This is a genomic window from Actinomycetota bacterium, from assembly GCA_035536535.1.
Classification (GTDB): Bacteria; Actinomycetota; JAICYB01; order JAICYB01; family JAICYB01; genus DATLNZ01.
Window position 1 is genome coordinate 1 of sequence record DATLNZ010000195.1, and the last position, 4,986, is coordinate 4,986.

5 protein-coding genes and 1 pseudogene are annotated in these 4,986 nt (G+C 68.9%); all 6 read right to left on the reverse strand.

Translation table 11 applies throughout. The features are described 5' to 3' along the window. A partial coding sequence (locus VNE62_12875; GenBank protein ID HVE93173.1) for an alpha/beta fold hydrolase occupies positions 1–337 on the reverse strand: 337 nt, incomplete at its 3' end. A 311-nt stretch (positions 338–648) separates the two neighbouring features. Beyond that, positions 649–1,308, reverse strand: a pseudogene (sigH, locus tag VNE62_12880) (RNA polymerase sporulation sigma factor SigH). Positions 1,309–1,546: 238 nt separating this feature from the next. Beyond that, entirely contained in the window at positions 1,547–2,296 is a 750-nt protein-coding gene (gene rlmB, locus VNE62_12885; GenBank protein HVE93174.1) for a 23S rRNA (guanosine(2251)-2'-O)-methyltransferase RlmB, read from the reverse strand. Continuing rightward, a complete protein-coding gene (gene cysS, locus VNE62_12890; protein ID HVE93175.1) occupies positions 2,293–3,657 on the reverse strand; it encodes a cysteine--tRNA ligase in 1,365 nt (454 codons plus the stop codon). The genes rlmB and cysS overlap by 4 nt, the downstream gene beginning before the upstream one ends. 29 nt (positions 3,658–3,686) lie before the next feature. Further along, positions 3,687–4,169 (reverse strand): 2-C-methyl-D-erythritol 2,4-cyclodiphosphate synthase, encoded by a 483-nt coding sequence (gene ispF / locus VNE62_12895; protein HVE93176.1) that lies wholly within the window; start codon positions 4,167–4,169, stop codon positions 3,687–3,689. Continuing rightward, positions 4,166–4,852, reverse strand: coding sequence for a 2-C-methyl-D-erythritol 4-phosphate cytidylyltransferase (ispD, locus tag VNE62_12900; protein HVE93177.1), 687 nt, complete (start codon positions 4,850–4,852; stop codon positions 4,166–4,168). The genes ispF and ispD overlap by 4 nt, the downstream gene beginning before the upstream one ends. Positions 4,853–4,986: the final 134 nt, after the last annotated feature.

Here is a 4,986-nt window from a genome sequence, read left to right on the forward strand (position 1 = left end):
AACGGACTGCTACGTCCAGCACGACCTGGGACCCCAGGGAGTTTCCGACCAGGACCGCCGGACCGATGCCGGCCCCCCGCATCCACGCAACAAGGGCGTCGGCCAGGCCCGGCACGTCCAGCGGCTGCTCCGGACGGAAGCTACGCCCGAACCCCGGCAGGTCCACGGCGTAAACGGGACCGACGCCGACCAGCGCCCGGCTGAACCGCTCCATGTACCGGCTGGACAACCCGAGTCCGTGGACCACCACGACCGGGCGTGCGGCATCAGCACCATCGGAGACAAAGCGGCCGGCGATGGTGCGTGCGGACTTCGAAGGATTGCGCGAGGGGGCCATGCGGAACGGACCCTTTGCCCGACCCGCGAAGGGCAAAACAAAAGGGCCGGCCCCTTGGGGCCGGCCCAGAAGTTGAATCCCTACCGACTCTTCGGCGGACGGCCGCGGCGCTTGCCGGTGGCCTGGGCCACCTTGGCGCCCTTGCGGGCGGCGCTGGCAACCGCGGTCTTCAGGCTGGACCTCAGGTCGCTCTCCACCTTGGGGGCAGAGGGTGGGACCACCTTGAGCCTGGGTGCCGGAGCGGTGCTCAGCATGCCCGGAACCGGGGGCGTAAAGGGCGCTACCCGCAGAACCGACTGCTCGGCCTCCTGCTCGCGCATCTCGAGGAACTGCTCCAGCTTGCGCTTGATCCGCTGCAGAGCGTTGTCGATCGACTTCGCCTGCCGCTGCAGCCCCACCGCGATCTCCTGGTAGGACCGGCCTTCTAGGTACAGGTTGAGCACCTCGACCTCAAGGTCCGACAGGATCTCGGCGAGGAACGCGCGGATCTGCGCGACCTCGTCCTCCGCCACCACTAGCTCCACCGGGTCGACTATCCGGGCCGAGGCCAGAAAGTCCACCAGCTGCCGCTCGCCCTCGTCCTCCGACGACACAGGCCGCTGCAGGGAGACGTAGGAGTTCAGAGGAGCGTGCTTGTGTCGAGTCGCTCCCTTGATCGCCGTGATGATCTGCCGGGTGATGCACAGCTCGGCGAAAGAGCGAAACGATACGGTCTTGGAGGCGTCAAAGTCGCGGATGGCCTTGAAAAGGCCGATCATCCCCTCCTGGATGATGTCCTCACGGTCGGCGCCGATGAGGAAGTAGGTCTTTGCTTTGCTCCGCGCGTACGACGTGTACCGCTGAAGCAGGATGTCGAGCGCATCCGAATCCCCCTCGCGAGCCAAATCAACGAGCTGGTCGTCGATCAGGTCGGCCTTTGGAGCCAACGATTCTGAGACGAGCCGCTTTCTGGCCGCTGCTGTTAGGGGCATACTCCCGCTCTCCTTGGCTACGAAGAAAACTGGAACGTGGAGCGGTGGTTCGTGCGTGAAGCCACTGTAGGGGACTAGACCGAAATGGTCAAGTCCCCATGGCTCAACGGTGTGCCCCTTGCGGGCTATGCCCTGCCCGCAGGTGTTTCCTCAAACCCCTTGTCAAGGCGTTTACCCGCCCTGGTGAATACTGAAACGTCCCCCAGCCGGGTGGCCGTCGCACCAATTTCGCCCCGATTCAACTGCCACCCGAACGCCTGCGGGCGACCTCGAACAGCGCCACCCCCCCGGCCACCGAGGCGTTGAGGCTGCCCACGCGGCCCCGCAGCGGGATGTGGACCCGCAGGTCACAGCGCTGTGCGACCAAACGGGAGACTCCCGGCCCCTCGGCCCCCACGACCAAACAGAGGGGGTCGCAGGCCAGGTTCAGGTCGTACAGCGAGCCCGGAGCCTCGCCGTCCAGGGCCACGGTCCAGATTCCGGCCGACTTGAGCCACTCGATGGTCCTGGACAGGTTGTCCACCGTCACGACCGGAAGCCACGCCAGCGCCCCCGCCGCTGCCTTCTCCACGGTGGGGGTGACGCCGGCGGAGCGGCGGGACGGCAAAAGCAGTCCGTGGGCACCCGCCGCTTCGGCGGAACGCGCCAGTGCGCCGACGTTGTGGGGGTCGGTGACACCGTCCAGAGCCACCAGCAGCGGCGCCTGTCCCGCCCTTTCGGCGGCCTGGACCACATCTTCAAGGCTCTCGGCGGGCCGTGGGGCCACGAACGCCAGGACCCCCTGGGGGTTCTGCGAGCGCGACAGGGAGTCGATCTCGCGCCTGGGTACGACCCTCAGCGGAACCCCTTCGGACGACGCGAGCTCGCGAATCTCGCGCACCGCCGCCGATGGCTGGACCCCCTCGGCCAGCAGGACCTCGCGTACGCCGCGCCCGGACCTCAGCGCCTCGATCACCGGACGCCGGCCCTCGACCTGGACGTTGCTCACCTCAGGTACCAGCGGGGTCCTTCGGCTGAGTCCTCGACCTGCACCCCGATCTCGTCCAGCCGGCTTCGGATGGCGTCCGCCGCGGCGAAGTCCCTGGCCTGCCGGGCCCGCTCCCGCTGCTCCAGCAGCAGCTCCACCAGCGGTCCGATGACATTCGTGGCGTCGGTCCGGTTCTCGGTCCCGCACCCGAGCACCCCGAGCCCCTCCGTGAGTGCACCGCGAAGCCCGCTTGCCGCCCCGGCGTCGCCTGACTCGAGGGCCCTGTTGCCCTCCGTCACGATCGCGTGAAGGGCCGCTATCGCCTCGGGGGTGTTCAGGTCGTCGTCCATGGCCGCGCCAAAGCGGTCCAGCGCTGCGGTGGCACCCGTCCCGGCGGGTCCGGTACGCAGAAAGCCGCGAAAGCGGTCCCACACCGACTGCGCCTCGTCGAGGCCGTCCGGGGAATAGGCGATCGGCGAGCGGTAGTGCGCCGACAGGTAAAACAGGCGCAGGACCTGCGGCGGATAGTCCTGCAGGACGTCGTCCACCCGGACGTAGTTTTTGAGCGACTTGGACATCTTCTCGCCGGATATCTGGACGTGCCCGTTGTGAAGCCACCAGCGCGCGAACGGCTCGCGCCCGACGGCGGACTCCGCCTGCGCTATCTCGTTTTCGTGGTGCGGAAAGATGAGGTCGATCCCGCCGGCGTGAATGTCGAACGGCATGCCGAGGTAACGCACCGCCATTGCCGAGCACTCGATGTGCCAGCCCGGGCGCCCCGGCCCCCACGGAGACGGCCACGAAGGCTCACCCGGCTTCGCCGCCTTCCACAGGCTGAAGTCCAGAGGATTGCGCTTGCCGGGGTCGGGCTCGACGCGCTCCCCAGCGCGCAGATCGTCCAACGACCGGCGCGAAAGCTTTCCGTAGCCCTCCGCTGACTCCACCGAGAACCAGACGTTGCCGTCCACGGCATAGGCGACCCCGGAGTCGATGAGCTGGGCGATCATCTCCTGCATCTCGAGCAGGTGTCCTGTGGCCCGGGGAGCGATGTCCGGGGGCAGCACGCACAGCGAAGTCATCGCGTCGTCGTAGGCGCGCGTGAACTTCTCGGCCACGGCCATGGCGTCGAGTCCCGTCTGGTTGGACGTGGCGATGATCCTGTCGTCAACGTCGGTGACGTTGCGGACGAACACGACCTCGAGCCCACGCCAATGCAGGTGCCTCCTGAGGACGTCGAAGGCCACCGCGGCCCGGGCATGTCCCACGTGGGGAACGTCGTAGACCGTGGGCCCGCACAGGTAGATCCCGACTCGTCCGGGGACGACCGGCTCAAAGCGGGCCTTGCGCCCGGACAGGGTGTCGGTCAGGTGGATGTCATGCATAACGCCATTGTGCGGCTTCCGGGCGGAGGCTAGGCGACGGTCGTGGACTCGACCATGGCCACGGCCATGCAGGCGGCACCCTCGCGGCGGCCGACGGTCCCGAGTCCCTCCGCCGTGGTGGCCTTGACGCTCACCTCGCCGGTCCGCAGTCCGAGCGCCGCGGCGATGTTGCGCCTCATCGCCGGTGCATGCGGCGCGATCTTCGGCTCCTCCAGCAGCAGGGTGGCGTCCACGTTCACCGGCCGCATCCGCGCCTCCGCCAGGATGTCGCGGACGTTGCGAAGAAGAGCCGTCCCCCCAATGTCCTTCCAGCGGTCGTCGGTGTCCGGAAAGTGGGTGCCGAGGTCCCCGAGACAGGCGGCCCCCAGCAGAGCGTCTGCTATCGCGTGGGACAGCACGTCGGCGTCGGAGTGTCCGGACAACCCCGGGCACCCGGCGAGCTCGACCCCGCCGAGCACCAGCGGGCGTCCGGCGTCATAGCGGTGGACGTCGAAGCCGATTCCCGCCCTCATGGCGTCGGATCCCGCTCCAGCAACCGCTCCGCCAGGGCGATGTCCACGGGGGCCGTGATCTTGATGTTGTCAGGGTCGCCGGGGATGACCCTCACGCGCGCGCCCAGCCGCTCCACCATGGCCGAGCAGTCGGTGGCGTCGAACCCGTCCCGCACCGCTTTCTCGTGCGCCCGGCGGTACACGTCCAGACGAAAGGTCTGGGGCGTCTGCGCCGACCACAGGCCTGCGCGGGAGTGGGTCTCGGAGATAAAGCCGCCGGGTCCCACTTTCTTGATCGTGTCGGTGACCGGCGCGCACACAACGGCTCCGTCGGCATCCTGCAGCGCATTCAGGCAAACCTCGAACAGGCTCGGGCGGCACAACGGCCGGGCAGCGTCATGCACCACCACCGAGTCCGCGTCTCCCACCTCCGCCAGCGCCAGCAGCGCAGACTCCCGGCGGCTGGGGCCCCCGGCCACGACCCTCGCTTCGCCGACACCGGCCTCCGCGGCCAGCCGAAGTGCGGTTTCCGCCAGCCCCTCCGGGACCGCGACCACCACGCGCGTGACGCGACCGACCGTTGCCAGCGACTCCAGCGAGTAGGTCAGCATCGGACGCCCCGCCAGCGGCACAAACGCCTTGGCGACGCCGGCCCCCAGCCTGCGTCCAGCCCCGCCCGCGAGCAACAGAGCGACGGCGCTCACGTGCCGGCCGCGGCGCCGCCCGTCCCCGCCTGGCCGGACCGGTCGGCTGCCTGCTCGCCGACCCGCCGCGCGAACAGCATCCGGCCGGTGGACATCTGCAGGATGCTCATGACCTCGACCTCCACCGACGTCCC

Bases quoted from the DNA above. Each gene is read 5' to 3' on its own strand.
- cysS (HVE93175.1), bottom strand. From the start codon at position 3,657: ATGCATGACATCCACCTGACCGACACCCTGTCCGGGCGCAAGGCCCGC.
- ispF (HVE93176.1), bottom strand. From the start codon at position 4,169: ATGAGGGCGGGAATCGGCTTCGACGTCCACCGCTATGACGCCGGACGC.